The sequence below is a fragment of the Viridibacterium curvum genome, from assembly GCF_039544165.1.
In the GTDB taxonomy this organism is placed as follows: domain Bacteria; phylum Pseudomonadota; class Gammaproteobacteria; order Burkholderiales; family Rhodocyclaceae; genus Viridibacterium; species Viridibacterium curvum.
Window position 1 is genome coordinate 316,653 of sequence record NZ_BAABLD010000005.1, and the last position, 17,050, is coordinate 333,702.

Sequence of the window (17,050 nt, forward strand, 5' to 3'; positions counted from 1 at the left end):
CAGCCCATGCGCCGATTGCTCATCGCCAGCCTTTGCCTGCTCGCTGCCTGCAGCAGCGCTCCCGCTCCAGAAGCCACGCAACCCCCCGCGCGGCCCGCAGGCTGCAAGACGCCGCAGGTCTTTGCCAGCGTGCCCGGCTACACGCCCATCTACGCCGACCGTGGCCCCGGCGGGGCGTATAGCGAAGTCGACCCCGCTGCCTATGCCGCCATGAAGCAGCGCATGGAAGCCTTCTGGAACGACCTCAACGCCTGGCTCGCCATGAGCAATGCCGTCGCGGCCGGCAAACCTGGCACACAGAGCGCCTGCGCCATCCGCTGGCTCGAAGACTGGGCCGCTGGCGCGCACATGCTCAGCCCGCCAAAGGATGCGGACGTCGCCGCGCAATACCAGTCGCGTTATGAGATGAAATGGGCGCTGCAAGGCATCGCCACAGCCTACGCCCTCGTGCTGCGTCGTGAGGCTACGCCTGCCCAGCACGCCCGCATTGCGCCCTGGCTCCGCGCAGCGGGGCGCGAAGTCGCCGCCTTCAACATCGAGCGCCCCGGCGACGGCAAGCTCAACAACCACTACTACTGGGGCGGTGCGGCCGCGATGGCGGCAGGCGTCGCGACCGACGACGCCGACCTCATCCGCCTCGCACGCCGCACCTATGAAGCCGGCATCGACAGCATCGCCGCCGACGGCAGCCTGCCGCGCGAACGCACACGCCGTCAGCAGGCCCTGCATTACCACGGCTACTCACTCACGCCCCTCACCCTCATGGCCGAGCTCGCCCGCCTGCGCGGCGAAGACTGGTATGCCTACAAGCCCGAGCAATTGCCGAAACTCGTCGCAGTCGTCACACGCGGCATGCGCGACCCCGCCTGGGGCGCCGACTTCTTCGGTACGCCGCAATCCGCCGAGCTCATCAAGACCTGCTCCGACAATCGTGCCTGGAGTATTTTCTGGCGCAAGCGCGATCCCGATGGCATTGGGCCGCTAGCGCCACCGCCAGGTGAGTGCTCGTATCGCAGTCTGGGAGGGGATCTGGCGATGCTGATGCAGCGGGGGTATTTCAGGGGGAGGTGAGGTGGGAGGCTGCCACCCACAGTGTGTTCGTGGCCAGGCGAGTAGGGTGCGCACCGCGCACCATTCCAGCCCTCATTCATCAAACCCGTATTCCGGCAGGGACATATCGCCGCCGGCCCAATCTGCCGCATACACCCCGGCTCTGACGAGGCGGTGAAAGGTGGAATGCGGCCAGTCGGCCACGCTGCGCACCAGACCGTGCTTCACCGGATTGAAGTGCACGTAATCCATATGTGCGGCGTAATCGGCATCGTCGCGGATCTGGTGTTCCCAGAAGCGGCGTTGCCAGATCGTCGATTCGCGCCGGGCGATGCGCGAGGCATTGCGCCATTCAGCGCGTTCGTAATCAGCCGCCACGGTGCGCGTCACGAGGCTTTTTATTCGCCCCCAGCGCAGCCCGAAATCCGCGTCATTCGGTGGCAGTGTCCAGATGCAATGCAGGTGGTCCGGCAGCAGCACCCAGGCATCAATGGCAAAAGGCATATCCGTCCGCACCCGTCGCACTGCGTTACGCAAAGCCGCGCGCAAGGGTTCGTCGGTGAGGATGGTTTGGCGGCGATGCGTCACTACCGTGAAGAAAAAAGTAGCGCCCGTAGCATTCGAGCGACGATAGCGCGACATGGATCAGCCTAGACAAGAAAAGCCCCGATCATCGCCACCCGCCCGCCACCTCGCAAGCCGTCCGGAAGACCACCGTACGACACACGAGCGTAGGGTGCGCATTGCGCACCTTCCAGCTCATCCACGGCTGGGGCCGGTTAAAAGGTGTCGTGCGGGTGCGAGCGTGGGTTCCGCGTGCGCGGTGCGCACCCTACGTGGCTACGTGGCTGGATTTTCGTTAATCATTTCATCACTCACAAATGTCTCCTTACATCCATAGAATTACTGACAATTAACGTTGAACGGCCACTCTTTCATGACCGAACCAAATCTTTCCGCCGAAACTTTGTTTCTATGCATCTTTTCTGACTTTTCGACGTAAGGCTTTTCGCCCCCCAGATCAATGTCCGTCAGCACATTGGCGGACTTTCCAATCATTGAGTCACTCAATTCGACATATCGCCACACACCGCGACTTGTGCGGTATTCGAAATAGGGCAACCGGGGGCTACCCAATTTTCTCCACACATTGCAATCGTTCATGGTGGCGACGACCACCCACTCCTTAGAGGCTGCGTCGTAATCAAAAATTATAGGGATCACGTCCTCCGCCTCAAACATCTGTGGCGGATCCGCCGTTCTACTGCCCTTCACGAGCAATGTCATTTTCAACGTCCGGACATATCCAGAGCCTCCCAGTTCACCCAAACCAACGCCACTAACCGTACGCTTGAGGACAATCAATTCGCCACTAGCAAGCTCTACTTCTTCACTCCACGCAGCGCCCAAATCTCGCCTCCCGCAAGCGGAGATACAGAACGACAAAACCAGCATCAAACAGGCGTTAATCAACCACTTCATATAGCGTCACTCCAACTAGTAAATTGTGTTTGACTATTTGCCCAATTCGATGTTTTCAGCGTACAGCGAAACGGGGTCAGTTCTAACATTCATACATCATCCAAGCGATTAGCCCGGATGCAGCGTAGCGGAATCCGGGATGGGGCGTCACGTTGGGCGAGTGTCCCCGGATTCCGGCTTTGCCTGCATCCGGGCTACGAAATGAAAAGGCCACGCAAAGCGTGGCTTTCGTGTGGGTGCGGTCCTACGATTGCGTTAGCTGCCGTACTCCTCCATCGGCACACAAGCACAGAGCAGATTCCGGTCGCCATACACATCGTCGATGCGATTCACCGACGGCCAGAACTTGTTCTCGCGCACCCAGGGCAGCGGGAAGACGGCTTCGTCGCGGCCTAGGGGCGGTCCCCACTCGCGGCTGATGACGTCGGCCTGCGTGTGCGAGGGCCTCATTGCCTTGTGTAGCCCGCCTCCCGCTGGCTGCGCAGTGCCAGCACGAATACCGTGTCGATCTCGGTGATATATCGATACAAGGCCACATAGCCGCGCGCGCTGCGCCCAATGATGAGTTCCCGCATGTCACGATAGGCCGGTCGGCCAATCAAGGGGTTTTGTTCGAGGACGGCGATGGCCTGGATGATTTCCTGCATGCGTGCAGGGACGTTATCGACTTCGTACTTTTCCAGATGGTCGAAGATGCGATCAAGGTCTTCACCGACTTCGGGTGCCAGCTCAATACGCGCCATGCTCAGCGCGCCAGTTTCCTGGCGGCGGGCTTACGCACTTTCTTGTCTGCGAGGCGCTCTTCGAGGTAGCTGCGCATGGTGTTCCAGGGGATGGTCTTGCCGCTGCTGACAATGTTGGCATAGCGTTGCTCGGCCTCGTTCTGGAAATCGCTGCGGCGCTCTTCCTGGTCGGCTTTTTCGGCGATCGCTTCGAGGATGAGGTTGTGCGAAGTTGTGCCAAGGCGTTCAGCGGCGCTGGCGATGCGGGCCTTGAGATCTTCTGGCAAGCGGATCGTGGTGGTGGACATGGCAGGCTCCCGTGTAGATGCCTGACTGTAGCACATGCGTGCTACAGTCAGGCAAGTAAGGGGAGCACGCATGGCGCAGAGGAACTGCGCCGCATGTTGCGCCACGCCGAGATCCGGCGGAGTTGGCACTCCGCCCTGCGGTCTTTGGTCAATAGTCTTCCATCGGCACACAGGCACAGAACAGATTCCGGTCGCCATACACATCATCAATGCGATTCACCGACGGCCAGAACTTGTTGTCGCGCACATAGGGCAGAGGGAACACGGCTTCGTTGCAGCCTTAGGGGCGGTCCCACTCGCGGCTGATGACGTCGGCTTGGGTTTGTGGGGCGTTATTCAGCGGGTTGTTGTCGGCGGGCAGCTCGCCATTTTCGATGCGGCGCATCTCTTCGCAGATGGCGATCATGGCAGCCAAGACACGCGAGCAGGCTCTGCTGCTCAGGCTGTTGGCATTTTCTCGAATCTGGGCAGGGCGGGATCGAGTTTGTCCCAGGCCTGGCCCCGCACGGTGTAGGCGATCACTTGCGGTTTGAAGCGGCTAGGGTCGTCGAGGCTTGCGGCGTGAACCGTGAAGATGTCCGGCATTGCGGCGAATGTCATGTAGACCGGCGACCCGCAGGTTGGGCAGAACGCGCGGGTCTTCACGTTGCCGCTGTCGGCTAGGATGTCCCACAGCTTTGCATCGCCGGTCTGCTTCACGCCCTGTCGCGAAAAGCTCAGGTAGGAGCCATGCCCGGTGCCGCTTTTGCGTTGGCAGTCCAGGCATTGGCAATGGTTCTGGAACAGGGGTTCGCTCGCAATCTCGAAGCGTATGGCGCCGCAGGCGCATCCGCCGGTGTAGGGCTCGTTCATGTGCGCTCTCCGGGTAGAAGTGATTCGTGCGTTGCGCAGGGTTCAGCTCAGTTCGCCAGCGATGCTGCCGACGTTGGGGACGACCTTCTGCCAGCCACCGCTCATGGTGTTGAAAGCGGAGTCGTTCGTCGGCGTGATGAAGCCGGAATGCACGAGGCTCAGGCGGGTTCCTCCTTCGACCCTGGTCAGGGTCCAGGTGACGACGGTGTCGAGTTTTGAGCCGTAGCCGAGGTTCGCCTCGTCGCCGCCTCGCCAGGCATAGGCGAGGCGTTCATTCGGAATGACTTCCAGCACTTCGCAGTGAATGGTGCCGTCCCAATTGCCGGCCGCTTTTGTCTGGAAGGTGAATCGTGTGCCTCTGACGGCTTCGAATCCTGTTGGGGCCATCAGCCAGCGTGCGATCAGTTCGCCCGTGGTCAGCGCTTTCCAGATCAACTCCGGCGCGTGGGGGAAGACCGCTTCAACGACGATCTGCTGCGTGTCGGTCTTCGGGGTCGTGTCAGTCATGGATCCATTTCCTTCAACAGGCTTCGGAGTTCGGTGAAGCGATCGCTCCAGAACGCGCCGTAGTGGCTCATCCAGTCGATCAGCGGGGCGAGCCCTTTCTGCTCGACGCGGTAATAGACGTTGCGCCCCTGCGCGCGGTCGATGACCAGTCCAGCTTCTTTCAGCGAGCGCAGGTGCTGCGAGATGGCCGATTGCGTCACGCCGCTGTCGCGGGTCAGTTCCGCCACCGTGGTCTCTTCGGCACGCGCGATGCGCTCGAAGACAGCTCGCCGGGTCGGGTCGGCCAGGGATCGCATGACGGCGTCGAGAGGGGCGGTTTGCATCATGGGTTTGATATTAGTGACGGCTAATGAATTAGTCAACGCTAATGAATAAGGCGAAATGAGGTGGACGATGCGAGTCGCCCGGGATGGCGGCAAAAAAAGGCCACGCATCGCGTGGCCTTCTTCATTCCATCGACACCCCATCAAGTCTCAGCTCTCGTAGACGTCCACCGGCACACGCAGGCTTGCCCTGCGTGTGCCGGTTTCGCGTCTTCGGTCCTTGCCGCGCCTGAACTGCTGCGCATGCCAGGTCGGGGTGCTGGCTGCCCGCCAGAATCAGTGCACCGCCGAGGTGTCCACCGTCTTCGTGGCGCGCGGCGCGAGCCAGATGCTGAACGCTGCAACGAACAGGACCAGGGCAACCATGGCGAAGATCTGGTTGGTTGCCAGCATGACGGACTGCCCCTGGATCAGCCGGTCCAGCGACGAGAGGCTGCCGATGTCGCTGAGCGCACGTACGGCATCGCCGTTGGGGTCGAGCCTGGCGAGCAGCTCGGCCTGGTTCATGGGGTCGATTTTCGAGACCAGATCGGCATGGTTGATGTTGATGCGGTCGTCCCATGCGGCTGTGGTGATGGAGGTGGCGAATGCGCCTGCCAGTGTGCGCAGGAAGTTCATCAAGCCCGCTGCGGAGGCCACTTCGTGATCTTCGACAGATGCGAGGGCTTGCCCCGTGAGCGGAACGAAGAAGAAGGGCAGGCCCACGCCCATGACGAGCAGCGGCAGCGCTACCTCTGAGTAGCCCATGTCGGTGGTGCCGAATGCGCGCCACAAGGCGACGCCGCCGAGCCACGAGACGCCGAAGAACACGAGTTTGCGACCATCGATCTTCGTGAGCAGCGACGCCACGAGCGGCGCGCACAGCACGGCGAGTACGCCACTCCACGCGGTAGTGATGCCTGACCATGTGGAGGTGTAGCCCATGTACTGCTGTAGCCATTGTGGCGTGAGCACGTTGAGACCGAAGAAACCACCGAAGGCCAGCACCAGTGTGAGGACGCTGAAGGCGTAGCCACGGTGGCGGAATACGCGCAGGTCCACGATGGGGTGGCGTTCGGTGGTCTCCCAGATCATGAAGGCGGCGAAGCCGACGATGGCGACGATGGTGAGGCCGATGATGAGGGGTGAGGAGAACCAGTCGAGTTCCTTGCCTTCGTCGAGCATCAGTTGCAGCGCACCGACCCAGACGACGAGCAGGACCAGGCCGATCTTGTCGATGGGTGCCTTCAGCAGCGGGCTCTCGTAGCGCTTGAGCAGCCCCCACGCGAACCAGGCGCAGATCAGTGCGATCGGCACGTTGATGTAGAAGATCCAGGACCAGTGGTAGTTGTCGCAGATGAAGCCACCCGTGATGGGGCCGAGGATGGGGGCGACGAGGGTGGTCATGGCCCACAGGGCGGTGGCCATCGGTGCTTTCTCCTTGGGGAAGATGCGCAGCAGCAGGGTTTGCGACAGGGGCATCATCGGGCCGCCAGCGAGACCCTGCAGGATGCGGCCCGCGACGAGCATGCCGAGCGAGTTGGAGAAGCCGCAGATGAACGAGGCCATGCCGAACAGCGCCATGGCCGTGACGAAAGTGCGCACAGTGCCGAAGCGCCCGGCCAGCCAGCCGGTGAGCGGGACGATGATCGCCTCGGCCACCGCGTAGGAGGTGATGACCCAGGTGGCCTGGCTGTTGGTGACGCCGATGGCGCCGGCGATGGTGGCCACCGAGACGTTGGCGATGGTCATGTCCAGCACGGCCACGAAATTGGCCAGTGCCAGGACGAGTGCGGCCACGATCAGCATGCCCCCTTGCAGGGGGGCTTCTCCGTTGGCCAGGGTGTTGTCCTTGCTCATGTTCGAGCCCTCGTCGTGAATGGGTCAGTTGCTGTCGCGGGTGTCGATGGATGCGTGCATCGACAGGCCGACCTGGAGCGGATGCGCGGCGAGGTCTTGCGGATCGAGCGCGACACGCACAGGCAGGCGCTGCACGACCTTGATCCAGTTGCCCGTGGCGTTCTGCGCGGGAATTGCGGCGAAGGCGGCGCCAGTGCCGCCGGAGAAGCCCGTGACGTGACCGCGATAGGTGATCTTGCTGCCGTAGATATCGGCATGCAGTTCGACCGGTTGGCCCACGCGCACGTCGCGCAGCTGAACTTCCTTGAAGTTGGCGTCCACGTGGATGTCTCCGGTGGGCACCACCGAGAGCAATACGGCGCCGGATTGCACGCGCTGACCGACCTGCACGGCACGCCTGGCGACGACGCCGTCGATGGGCGCCCGCACCACGGTGCGATCCAGATCGACCTGGGCCTGGTCGCGGCGTGCGCGGGCCAGGGCGACCTCGGGGTTGCTCTCCAGCGTGCTCTGATCGATCAGCACGGCGTTGCTCTGGCGTGAGCCCAGTGCAGCCGTGCGGTTGGCGCGTGCCTGCTCTGCGCCAGCCTTGGCGGCGGCGAGGGCTGCACGGGCAGTGGCGAAGGCGTTCTGTGCGCGTGTCAGCTCGTCACCCGACACCGAACCCGATGCGGCCAGCGCCTCGCGACGGCGCAGATCGACCTGCGCACGCTCAAGGTCGGATTCGGCCGAGCTCAGTTGTGCGGCGGCGCGTTGTTCGTCGGCGGCGCGGGCGGCCACCTGGGCTGCCAGCCCTTCGTCGTTGGCCATGTAGCCTCGCACGCGGCGCACGGCACGGCCGTATTCCGCCTCAGCCTGGGCAACGGCCAGGCGGGCATCGGTGTCGTCGATGACGACCAGCACGTCGCCCTTCTTGACGGCCTGCGTGTCGGACACCTTGACTTCGCGCACTGTGCCGCTCACCGAGGGGGTGACCTGTGCAATTTCTGCCGCGGCGTAGGCGTTGTCGGTCTCCACGAAGTGCGAGGCATATGTCGCCCAGTAGCTGCCGTAGCCGATGGCTGCGAGTGCAACCACGCTGCCCAGCAGGGTGAAGAGGCGCTTGCGGCGGCTGGAGTTGTTGGCGGCCTCGGCAGTCAATGCCACGGCGGCAACGGATTCGGTTTCGATGATGGATGTGCTTGTCATGATGAAGCTCCTTGTCGGGTCGTAAGAGGGGGCGAAATGGGAGGTCAGGCTGCGCGGTAGCCGCCACCCAGTGCGCGGATGAGCGACACATCCAGGGTGAAGGCGCGTGACTGCAGATCGGTCACATTGCGCAGGGCGGTCAGCAGGCTGTCTTCCGCGGTGAGGACGTCGAGGTAGTTCGAGAGACCGCCTTCGTAGCGGTTGCGGGCAATCTGCCAGGCCTGGCGTGCGGCTTCTGCCGCGGCCTGGGTGCGATTGAGCTGGCCGGTCAGGGCTTGCTGGCTGGTGGCAGCGTTGGCCACGTCCTGCAGCGCTCGGGTGACGGTGGCGTCGTAGTTGGCGACGGCTTCGTCGTAGTCGGCACGCCGCGTGGTGTATTGCGCCTTGAGGCGGCCGCTGTTGAAGATCGGCAAAGAGATGGCCGGGCCGACCGAGCCGATGTCGCTGCCCGACGAGAACAGCTTGTCCAGCCCGAGCGCCTGAAGGCCGATGTAGGCCGACAGATTGACGTTGGGGTAGAAGTCGGCCTTCGCTGCATCGATGCGCTGGGCTGCGGCCTCGGCGCGCAGGCGGGCTGCCACCACGTCCGGGCGACGCCCCAGCAGATCCAGCGCCATGCTGCCCGGCAGACCCGGCACGTTCTCCAGGCGGATGCCCGGCCGCTGGATGCTTGCGGCACGCTCCGGCCCCTGACCCATCAGGGCGACGATCTGGTGGCGTTGCAGCGCGATCTGTTCATCCAGCGAGAGCAATTCGCTCTCGGTAGCTGCGCGTCGCGATTCGGCCTGGCGCAGGCTGCCCAGCGTCTCCAGGCCGTTGGCCTGACGCTCGCGGAACAGCTTCTCGGTCTTTTCACGCACGTTCAGGGCTTCAGCCGTCGTGTCTCGGGCTGCGTACAGACGCGCCAGCTCCGCGTAGGTCGAGGCGATTGAAGCGCTGAGAACCAGTTGCGCCTGGGCGACGTCCGCAGCAGCGGCAGCTTCTTCGCCACGTGACGCGGCCAGCGCTGCCCGGTTCTTGCCCCAGAGATCGAGTTCCCAGCTGAAGTCCAGGCTCAGGCGCCCATAGTCGTTGTAGCCCTCCGGGCTCATCGAGCGTGGGGTCAGGTAGTTGTAGCTCTGCTTGGTTTCGCTCACCGAGCCATTGGCCGAGACGCTGGGGCGCGTCGCGGCCTGGGCCGTGCCGGTGCCCGCCCGAGCGCGCAGCAGCCGTGCCTGCGCAGCGCGCATGTCGGGCGCGCCGCGCAGGGCCTCGTCGATCAACTGCCCGAGCTGGGCGTCGCCATAGCTTGTCCACCAGGCGTCTGTCGGCCAGGTGCGAGCGCTGGCCGTGTCGGCGGCTGGCACTGCCCAGGCGTCGATGCCGCGGAGTGCGGCCTTTTCAGGCAATTGGGGGACCTGAGCGCAACCTGCGGCGAGCAAGACGATGGCGGCAAGGCTGGCAAGGCGGGGGAGGGAGGTCTGGGGGGACGGCATGTCGGGCTCCTGTGTCGAACTAAACTGTACTGTACGGTTCAGTTTAGGTTTGACTTTCCGGGCTTGTCAAGCAAAACTGTACAGACGAGTTCAAAAAAGAAAGAAGGACTGCATGCGCCAGAAAACAGAAAGTCGACGACAGGCCTTTATTGAGGTCGCTCGTGGGGTATTCGATGAGTTCGGCTTCGAGGCTGCGTCCATGTCAGAGATCGCCGCGCGGGTCGGTGGCTCGAAGGCCACGCTTTACAGTTACTTCCCTTCCAAGGAAGAGCTTTTCCTGGCTGTGGTGCGCTCTGTTGCGGAGAATCATCTGCGCACCACCTTCGGCGACCTCGATGCCGGACGCAGCGTGCGTGAGAACCTCCTTCTCTTCAGCGAACGCTTCATCAGGCTGCTAGCGAGCAACGAGATCATCAATTCGCACCGCTACCTGGTGGGCGAAGCCGGGAAGTCGTCAGTCGGGCGGTTGTTCTACGAGCAGGGGCCGCGAGTGGGGCAGGACGAAACCTCACGTTTTCTCGCAACCGCCATGGGTAAGGGCGAGCTGCGCAAGTCAGATCCCGAAATAGCCGCCAAACAGCTGGTGGCACTGTGCAAGGCCGAACATTTCGAAGAGCGGCTGCTGGCAGTGCGTGAAGAGCTGAGCGAAGCCGAGGTTCGCGAAATGGCCGCACGCGCGGTCGATCTGTTCATGCGGGGTTACGCGCCCGACTGAGGTGGGGCACCGCTCCCGCAAGCCGCGTTGACCTGTGAGCGCGGCACGAATGGTGCGCTTCAAAGTACCAAGACCACGCATTGCGTGGCCTTTGTGCATCAACGGCGGGTGCCGCTTCTCAGAGCGTAGGGTGCGCATTGCGCACCATCCAGCATGGCGTCGTGCTGGCGCAAGCGTGGGTTCCGCGTGAGCGGTGCGCACCCTACCTGACTGCGTGAGTGGGCTTACGGCTTTGTGTATGAAGACTCCAGGCAGCGTGCAGACCTCCTGCAACACTGGTGCATCACTACAACTACCACCGCCCTCACCACGGCATCGGCCGCTCAACGCCCATCAGTCGCGCAAACAACCTCTTGCAACATCACACCCAGGGGCGATCCCTTTCGCGACTGACGCCATCAGCCTGCGCTTGCAGGGCATGCTTGAGCGGGTTGCTGTCGACGGGCAACGAGCAGGCCTCGAGGCGAAGACCTGGTGCTTCGGTGACTGTCATCACACGGCAAAATTGCCGCCATAGAGTCCATGCCTTTTTGCGGCACCGGACCAACTCAAATCATGAACACGACAAACTTGGCCTTTCTGGCCTGCCTGCTAAGCCTCTCGGCATGCGGAGGCGGCAGCACAAGTTCCGACTCTACAAGCAACGCTGCCAGCTCTGTGTCCAGCTCTTCCAGCTCCAGCTCGACGTCCAGTGCTGGCACCAGCACCAGCGCATCATCCAGCGCGAGCAGCCGCGTTGGCTACTACGCGACCAAAACGAACTACCAAGCCCAGCAAGCGACGGGCAGCTACAGCTCCGCGCCGGCAGGCTTCTCCCCCATCTATACACAACTGGTCGCACGCCACGGCACACGTGGTCTGTCGAGCATGAAATACGACGATGCCGTGCTGAACATGTGGACCAAGGCCAAGGCCGATGGCGCCCTTACGGCACTGGGCGAAAAACTCGGGCCCGATGTCGAGAAGATCATGAAGGCCAACTTCCTCATGGGTTATGGCGTCAGTGGCATCAGCACGCCGGGCTATGGCAACCTGACCCAGGTCGGCATCAACGAGCACAAGCAACTGGCCGCGCGCCTGCTCACGCGCCTGCCCGATCTCTTCAACAACCTGGGGACGCGGCAGATCCAGATCATGAACTCCGGTCAGGACCGCGCGGTCGACAGCTCGCAGTTCTTCGCCGGCTCCTTGGCGAGCAACAAGCCCGCCATCAGCGCACTGGTTACCACGCCCGTCATTGACCGCTTCCAGCTCTACTTCCACAAGCTCAAAGCCAGTACCGATCCGGTCAGCGATACCAGCAGCATCAACTACGCCACGCTGATGGCCAGCATCGATTACCAGGCCTTCGCCGCAGCGACAGACAGCACGGGATACGGCACCGAGGTTGCGACAAAGATCGCCGCAGTCCGCGCCACGGCCGCCATCAAGACGGCCGCCCGCGCGGTTCTGGAGCGCCTGTTCAGCACCGACTTCCTCGACAAGATCGACGCTGGCACCTACAGCTTCTCGAACAACAGCACGCGTAGCTACACCAGCGCTGACGGCCTGTTCACCAACACGCTGACCGGCGACGGCAAGACGAAGATCAAGTCTTCGGTCGACGCGGCAGCGCTGATCTATGAGCTCTACATCATCGCGCCGGGACTCGTGAACGAGACCGGTGTCGACTTCAGCGTCTACATGCCTCTGGAGCAGGCGCCGCAGTTTGCCTATCTGCAGGACATCGATGACTTCTACAACAAGGGGCCGTCGGCAAGCGAGTACGGCACGCTGACTTACAAGATGGCGGGCTCACTGCTGAAAGACTTCTTCAGCGAAGTCGACAATATCGCTGCTGGCACAACAGACCGCGCTGCGCGCCTGCGCTTCACGCATGCCGAGGTGATGATTCCGTTCGCGGCCATCGTCGGCCTGCCCGGCGCCAGCACACCGCTTCCCAAGGCGCAGACCTTCAGCTACGACAACAGCGACTGGCGCGGCGAAACTGTCTCGCCGATGGCGACAAACGTTCAGTGGGATGTGTTCCGCAACACCAGCGGAACCCTGCTCGTGCGCATGCTCTTCAACGAGAAGGAAGCCGACTTCAAGGCGGCCTGCGACAGCGCACGTTACACAACGGGCAGCCGCTACTACGACTTTGCAAAGCTGAAAGCCTGCTACTACCCATCCTGATGCGGCTCACCGGCACGTGGGTCGACGCCATCGATCCATGTGCCGGCTAGCTCGGCGACCAGTGTGCTGCCAAGGGATCGACCGCGCGGGAGGGGATGCATGGCCCGACTGGATGATGCATCCGGGCTATCTGCCTTGTCAGCGGACAGAGCGTAGGGTGCGCATTGCGCACCATCCAGCAATCCATCAACGGCTTAGACAAGTGAAATGGCGTCGTGCTGGCGCGAGCGTGGATTCCGCGTGCGCGGTGCGCACCCTACCTGCTGAAAGCCTGCTACTACCCATCCTGATGCGGCTCACCGGCACGTGGGTCGACGCCATCGATCCATGTGCCGGCTAGCTCGGCGATCAGTGTGCTGCCAAGGGATCAACTGCGCGGGAGGGGATGCATGGCCCGACTGGATGCTGCATCCGGGCGTGTATGTCCTGTCTGCGCTTTTGTGAAGCAGCGGATAAGGGTGTTGAGGTGGAGGGATGATCCGGGCTATCTGCCGTGTCAGCGGACAGAGCGTAGGGTGCGCATTGCGCACCATCCAGCAATCCATCAACGGCTTAGACAAGTGAAATGGCGTCGTGCTGGCGCGAGCGTGGATTCCGCGTGCGCGGTGCGCACCCTACCTGCTGGTGAGCGCGGCACGAATGGTGCTGTTTAAAGTACAAAGGCCACGCATTGCGTGGCCTTTGTGCATCAACTTCAGTTGCATTAAATCCTGGTGCCGCTGCTTAGCTTTCGTAAGCATCCATTGGCACACAGGCACAGAACAGATTCCGGTCGCCATACACATCGTCAATGCGATTCACCGACGGCCAGAACTTGTTGTCGCGCACGTAGGGCAGCGGGAACACTGCTTCGTCGCGGCTGTAAGGCTTGTCCCACTCACGGCTGATGACATCGGCCTGTGTGTGGGGTGCGTTCTTCAGCGGGTTGTTGTCGGCGGGCAGCTCGCCATTTTCGATGCGGCGGATTTCTTCGCGGATGCTGACCATCGCGGCGATGAAGCGGTCGAGCTCGGCCTTGGGTTCGGACTCGGTGGGTTCGACCATGATGGTGCCGGCGACGGGGAAGCTCATCGTGGGGGCGTGGAAGCCGTAGTCCATCAGGCGCTTGGCGATGTCGACTTCGGTCACGCCCGTTGCGGCCTTGATCTGGCGGATGTCGAGGATGCATTCGTGCGCAACGCGGCCGTGCGTGCCGGTGTAGAGCACGGGGTAATGCGCGCCCAGCTGGCTGGCGATGTAGTTGGCGTTGAGGATGGCGATCTCGGTGGCGCGCTTGAGGCCCTTGCCGCCCATCATGCGGATGTACATCCAGCTGATCGGCAGGATGCTGGCGGAACCAAACGGCGCGGCTGACACGGCGCCTTGCCCGGCGTGCGAACGACCTTCGGCGCCAGTGGCAGCCACTGCGTGGTCGGCCATGAAGGGCGCGAGGTGCGCGGCGAGACCGATGGGGCCCATGCCGGGTCCGCCGCCGCCGTGGGGGATGCAGAAGGTCTTGTGCAGGTTCATGTGGCTCACGTCGGCGCCGATGGTGGCGGGTGAGGTGAGGCCGACCTGAGCGTTGAGGTTGGCGCCGTCCATGTAGACCTGGCCGCCAGCGGCGTGCACCAGCGCGCAGATTTCCTTGACCGCCTCTTCGAACACGCCGTGCGTGGAGGGGTAGGTGATCATCAGCGCGGCGAGGCGGTCCTTGTACTGCTCGATCTTGGCCTTGAGGTCGCTGACCTCGACGTTGCCGCTGTCATCGCAGTTGACGACGACAACTTCGAGGCCGCACATCTGCGCGGTGGCAGGGTTGGTGCCGTGTGCGGACTTGGGGATGAGGCAGATGTCGCGATGCGCGTCGCCACGTGCAGCGTGATAGCGGCGGATGGCGACGAGACCTGCGTATTCGCCCTGCGCGCCGGAGTTGGGCTGCATGCAAATGGCGGGGAAGCCGGTGACGGCACGCAGGTACTCGGCGAGACCTTCGATCATTTCGAGATAACCGACAGCCTGATCGCGCGGCGCGAAGGGGTGCATGCGGCCGAACTCGGGCCAGGTGACGGGGATCATTTCGCTGGTGGCGTTGAGCTTCATCGTGCAGCTACCCAGCGAGATCATCGAGTGATCGAGTGCGAGGTCGCGGTTCTGCAGGCGCTTGAGGTAGCGCAGCATCTCGTGCTCGGTGTGATGCGCGTTGAACACGGGGTGGCTGAGGATGGCGCTGGTGCGTGCGAGCTCTGCAGGGATCGCTGTGGGCTGCGCTGCATCAAGCGCGGCGATTTCCTGTAGGTCGGGCTTCAGCCCGACATCGCTGCCATCGTGTCGGGCTGAAGCCCGACCTGCAAAAACGGCCAGCAGCGCGGCGACGTCTTCGCGCGTGGTGGTCTCGTCGAAGCTCACGCCCAGAGTCGTGGCGGAGACCTGGCGCAGGTTGTAGCCCGCTGCGAGTGCGGCTTGCAGGATGGCGGCTGTCTTTGCCTCGGTTGCGATGTCCAGGGTGTCGAAGAAGTGCGTGGTCTTCAGCGCGAAGCCGGCGCTCTTGAGGCCGGCGGCGAAGATGGCGGCAAGGCGATGGATGCGCGAAGCGATGGTCTTGAGGCCAGCGGGGCCGTGGTACACCGCGTACATGCCGGCCATGTTGGCGAGCAGCACTTGCGAGGTACAGATGTTGGAGTTGGCTTTCTCGCGGCGGATGTGTTGCTCGCGCGTCTGCAGGGCCATGCGCAGGGCTGTCTTGCCGGCGACGTCTTTCGACACACCGATGATGCGCCCAGCCATGCTGCGGGCATTCGATTCGTGCGTGGCGAAGAAGGCAGCGTGCGGGCCGCCGAAGCCCATGGGCACACCGAAGCGCTGGCCGGAGCCAAAGGCGATGTCGGCCCCCATCTCGCCGGGGCTCTTGAGCAGCACCAGGGCCATCAGGTCGGTGGCGACGGCGACACAGGCGCCGCGTGCCTTGGCGGCGGCGATCAGCGCGCTGTAGTCGGCGATCTCGCCTGTGACATTCGGGTATTGCAGCAGTACGCCGAAGCTGTCCTGATCCGCTGCCTGTGCGGCCGGGGCGATGAGCAGTTCGTAGCCGAAGTATTCGGCGCGGGTCCTCACCACGTCGATAGTCTGCGGGAAGCAGGCGGCGTCGACGAAGAAGACGTTCGACTTGGACTTGGATACGCGGCGCGCCATGGTCATGGCTTCGGCAGCGGCGGTGGCTTCGTCGAGCAGCGAGGCGTTGGCCAGCGTCATGCCGGTGAGGTCGACGACCATCTGTTGCCAGTTGAGCAGGGCTTCGAGGCGGCCCTGCGCGATCTCGGCCTGGTAGGGCGTGTAGGCGGTGTACCAGCCGGGGTTCTCCATCACGTTGCGCAGGATGACGCCGGGCGTCAGCGTGTCGTAGTAACCCATGCCGATCAGCGAGCGCTTGATCTGGTTCTTAGCCGCAATGGTCTTCAATTCGGCGAGCGCGACGTGCTCGGGCGAGGCATCGGCGATGGGAAGCGGCTGCGCGAGGCGGATCGCGGCAGGCACGGTCTGCTCAATCAGCGCGTCAACGCTGGGGGCGCCGATGGCGGCAAGCATTGCGGCGATTTCGGGCGCTTCGGAACCGATGTGGCGGGCGATGAAGGCGTCGCGTTGTTCGAGGGAGGAGAGGGGTTGCGTCATGGCAATGAGTCCTGCGTAGGGTGGGTTCGCGAAGCAACCCACCGGTCGTGAAGTGCAAAGGCGCAAAGCGCCTCAAATATCTGTCGTCATCCTCGCGAATGCGGGGATCCAGCGACGTTGTCGTGCGTTCGTAAAGTCACTGGATTCCCGCCTTCGCGGGAATGACGGTGTGTTCAGCGCGTATCGCGGTTTGCTCGTTTCAAGCGTACGAATATCGCCAGCAGCCAGATGGCCGCCAGCCCACCCATGAGCCACTTGCCCCGCGTGAGCATGAGCACCAGGAACACCATGCCGCCCGCGACAAGCGCGTAGCGGATGAGCTCCTGCACGGGGTCGCGCTCCTTGCGGGCCACGACGCGTCTTACTCGGCGTCGACTGCTGCCTTGTAACCGGCGGCGTCGAGGAGGGCATCGACGTCGTCGAGGTTTGCGGGCTTGATCTTGAACAGCCAAGCCCCGTAGGCGTCGGTGTTGACGCTCTCGGGCGCGTCGGTGGTGGCGCTGTTGCTCTCGATGATTTCACCGGCAACAGGTGCGTAGATGTCGGACGCGGCCTTGACGGACTCGACCACGGCGACTTCTTCACCAGCCTTCACGATGCGGCCGGCTTCCGGCAGTTCGAGGAAGACGATGTCGCCCAGTGCGTTCTGTGCGTGGTCGGTAATGCCGACCGTGAGGGTGTTATCCGGCTCCTTGCGGATCCATTCGTGGGAGGCGGTGTAGCGCAGGTTGGTCGGGAAACTCATGTCAGGCTCCTTGGGAGAATGTCT

16 protein-coding genes and 2 pseudogenes are annotated in these 17,050 nt (G+C 63.1%); 3 read left to right on the forward strand and 15 right to left on the reverse strand.

Going from position 1 to position 17,050, the window contains the following annotated elements:
* Nucleotides 1–6 precede the first annotated feature (6 nt).
* Nucleotides 7–1,071 (forward strand): alginate lyase family protein, encoded by a 1,065-nt coding sequence (locus tag ABEA02_RS05585; protein ID WP_345531875.1) that lies wholly within the window; start codon nt 7–9, stop codon nt 1,069–1,071.
* Nucleotides 1,072–1,143: 72 nt separating this feature from the next.
* On the opposite strand, the gene ABEA02_RS05590 is transcribed toward ABEA02_RS05585, so the two are convergent.
* From ABEA02_RS05590 to ABEA02_RS05645, 12 genes and pseudogenes are all read right to left on the reverse strand, one after another.
* A complete protein-coding gene (locus ABEA02_RS05590) occupies nt 1,144–1,692 on the reverse strand; it encodes an REP-associated tyrosine transposase (RefSeq protein ID WP_345531876.1) in 549 nt (182 codons plus the stop codon).
* A gap of 261 nt (nt 1,693–1,953) precedes the next feature.
* The gene (locus ABEA02_RS05595; RefSeq protein WP_345531877.1) at nt 1,954–2,532 is read right to left on the reverse strand and encodes a hypothetical protein; all 579 of its coding nucleotides are present in this window, start codon (nt 2,530–2,532) and stop codon (nt 1,954–1,956) included.
* A 255-nt stretch (nt 2,533–2,787) separates the two neighbouring features.
* Nucleotides 2,788–2,970 (reverse strand): annotated as a pseudogene (locus ABEA02_RS05600) (hypothetical protein); the annotation flags it as partial.
* A gap of 8 nt (nt 2,971–2,978) precedes the next feature.
* Nucleotides 2,979–3,275: a type II toxin-antitoxin system RelE/ParE family toxin gene (locus ABEA02_RS05605; protein WP_345531879.1), complete on the reverse strand. Its 297-nt coding sequence runs from the start codon at nt 3,273–3,275 to the stop codon at nt 2,979–2,981.
* A 2-nt stretch (nt 3,276–3,277) separates the two neighbouring features.
* Nucleotides 3,278–3,562, reverse strand: a complete 285-nt coding sequence (locus ABEA02_RS05610) for a CopG family ribbon-helix-helix protein (RefSeq protein WP_345531880.1) — start codon at nt 3,560–3,562, stop codon at nt 3,278–3,280.
* A gap of 148 nt (nt 3,563–3,710) precedes the next feature.
* Nucleotides 3,711–3,983, reverse strand: a pseudogene (locus tag ABEA02_RS20155) (hypothetical protein); the annotation flags it as partial.
* A 17-nt stretch (nt 3,984–4,000) separates the two neighbouring features.
* A complete protein-coding gene (locus tag ABEA02_RS05620; protein WP_345531882.1) occupies nt 4,001–4,414 on the reverse strand; it encodes a GFA family protein in 414 nt (137 codons plus the stop codon).
* Between the two features lie 42 nt (nt 4,415–4,456).
* Nucleotides 4,457–4,921, reverse strand: coding sequence for an SRPBCC family protein (locus tag ABEA02_RS05625; protein ID WP_345531883.1), 465 nt, complete (start codon nt 4,919–4,921; stop codon nt 4,457–4,459).
* The gene (locus ABEA02_RS05630) at nt 4,918–5,244 is read right to left on the reverse strand and encodes an ArsR/SmtB family transcription factor (RefSeq protein WP_345531884.1); all 327 of its coding nucleotides are present in this window, start codon (nt 5,242–5,244) and stop codon (nt 4,918–4,920) included. Before ABEA02_RS05630 ends, ABEA02_RS05625 begins: the two co-directional genes overlap by 4 nt.
* 276 nt (nt 5,245–5,520) lie before the next feature.
* Nucleotides 5,521–7,083: a DHA2 family efflux MFS transporter permease subunit gene (locus ABEA02_RS05635; protein ID WP_345531885.1), complete on the reverse strand. Its 1,563-nt coding sequence runs from the start codon at nt 7,081–7,083 to the stop codon at nt 5,521–5,523.
* 24 nt (nt 7,084–7,107) lie between these two features.
* On the reverse strand, nt 7,108–8,271 hold the full coding sequence (locus ABEA02_RS05640; protein ID WP_345531886.1) for an HlyD family secretion protein: 1,164 nt from the start codon (nt 8,269–8,271) through the stop codon (nt 7,108–7,110).
* A 44-nt stretch (nt 8,272–8,315) separates the two neighbouring features.
* A complete protein-coding gene (locus ABEA02_RS05645) occupies nt 8,316–9,746 on the reverse strand; it encodes an efflux transporter outer membrane subunit (RefSeq protein ID WP_345531887.1) in 1,431 nt (476 codons plus the stop codon).
* Nucleotides 9,747–9,858: 112 nt separating this feature from the next.
* On the opposite strand from ABEA02_RS05645, the gene ABEA02_RS05650 reads away from it, so the two are divergent.
* Complete coding sequence (locus tag ABEA02_RS05650) at nt 9,859–10,461, forward strand: TetR/AcrR family transcriptional regulator (protein ID WP_345531888.1); 603 nt, start codon at nt 9,859–9,861, stop codon at nt 10,459–10,461.
* Between the two features lie 555 nt (nt 10,462–11,016).
* A complete protein-coding gene (locus ABEA02_RS05660; RefSeq protein ID WP_345531889.1) occupies nt 11,017–12,636 on the forward strand; it encodes a histidine-type phosphatase in 1,620 nt (539 codons plus the stop codon).
* A 723-nt stretch (nt 12,637–13,359) separates the two neighbouring features.
* Here ABEA02_RS05660 and gcvP read toward each other — a convergent pair.
* The 3 genes from gcvP to gcvH all read right to left on the reverse strand — a co-directional run bounded on the left by gcvP (nt 13,360) and on the right by gcvH (nt 17,026).
* Nucleotides 13,360–16,281 carry an aminomethyl-transferring glycine dehydrogenase gene (gene gcvP, locus ABEA02_RS05665; RefSeq protein ID WP_345531890.1) on the reverse strand — a complete coding sequence of 974 codons (2,922 nt, stop codon included), beginning with the start codon at nt 16,279–16,281 and terminating at the stop codon, nt 13,360–13,362.
* 173 nt (nt 16,282–16,454) lie between these two features.
* Nucleotides 16,455–16,634, reverse strand: a complete 180-nt coding sequence (locus ABEA02_RS05670) for a hypothetical protein (RefSeq protein ID WP_345531891.1) — start codon at nt 16,632–16,634, stop codon at nt 16,455–16,457.
* An 8-nt stretch (nt 16,635–16,642) separates the two neighbouring features.
* The gene (gene gcvH / locus ABEA02_RS05675) at nt 16,643–17,026 is read right to left on the reverse strand and encodes a glycine cleavage system protein GcvH (RefSeq protein WP_345531892.1); all 384 of its coding nucleotides are present in this window, start codon (nt 17,024–17,026) and stop codon (nt 16,643–16,645) included.
* Nucleotides 17,027–17,050: the final 24 nt, after the last annotated feature.